Genomic DNA, 1,107 nt, shown 5'->3' with positions numbered 1-1,107 from the left:
GATCAGGCGTCAGTACGGCCATCACTCCATGCGAATCCGTTGGCCGGCCAAGCCACGGTCCTCGCCCGCCCCCTCAGGCCTTGCTCTGTCGCGACGGCGCGCAGCGGCGCCGTCGCTGTTTTCAACCGTGCGTTACCAACCGAAACCGGCACCTACGCCGATCGAGCTGTCGTCGCCGCTCAATGCGCCACCGATGGTCACCGTGGCGCGCGGGCTGATTGCCCGCTGGTAACCCACCGACAACGCCGACTCTCCGTTCTGGAAACCGACACCGGCACCGATGCGGTTCTGCGAGGCAATACCGGCCACGCTGGCGGACATGTTCAACATCGCCGAGCCCATCGCACCCTGGCGATCGAGGCGACGGTTCTGCCGGCGCAGACGGTCTTCGATATCGCCCTGGTAGGTTTCGAAGCTGTCGGCCATCGCGCTGTAACGGCTGTCGGTGTAGCTGTTGGCTGCGGCGACGCCGCTGTCCAACTGGCCCTTGTTGACCGCATCGGTGGCGCGCGTACCGGCGGCCACATTGGCCACCTGACGCTCACCGCCCACGCTGCCCACCGAGACCGTGTTGGCGCGGTCGGCAACCGAGCCCTGGCCGAGTGCCACCGCACCCTGCGCACTGGCGCGGGCACCCTGCCCGATCGCCGTGCCCGAGGCCGCACTCACCTGCGCGCCTTCGCCCATCGCCACTGCATTGGTCGCCACCGCCGCAATCTGCGTGTTGGCACCCACTGCGGTGCTGCCATCGGCATTGACGCGCGCATTGCTGCCAATCGCGGTGTCGTTGGGGCCGTGCGCATACGCGCTGCCGCCAATCGCGGTGCCGGTGATGTGGTTGGCCACAGCGGCGTTGCCAACCGCCGTCGAGGTCGCTGCCGGCGTGGCCGTGCCAACGACCGCAGCGGTCGGCGTGCCCTGCACGCTTGCGCTGCTGTCAGTGACATCGCTGCTCGCTGCCGTCGCTGATGCAGCCACCGCCGGAACCGCTGCGGTGCGCAGCGAAACCGTGCGTGCAGCAGTAGCCGTTGCGGTGCCGCCACGTGCATCCAGCTCGGTGACCTTACTGTCCAACGCGGTCAATGCGGCACCGACGTTGTTGTAGCT

1 protein-coding gene is annotated in these 1,107 nt (G+C 68.1%); it reads right to left on the bottom strand.

Annotated features, from left to right (window positions below):
- Positions 1-132: 132 nt before the first annotated feature.
- A partial coding sequence (locus EO156_RS09865; RefSeq protein WP_206513886.1) for a YadA-like family protein occupies positions 133-1,107 on the bottom strand: 975 nt, incomplete at its 5' end.

The organism is Xanthomonas sp. DAR33341, assembly GCF_003992815.1.
Classification (GTDB): domain Bacteria; phylum Pseudomonadota; class Gammaproteobacteria; order Xanthomonadales; family Xanthomonadaceae; genus Xanthomonas; species Xanthomonas cissicola.
Note: the sequence above shows the minus strand (reverse complement) of the source record. Positions and strands in the feature narration are given on the sequence as shown.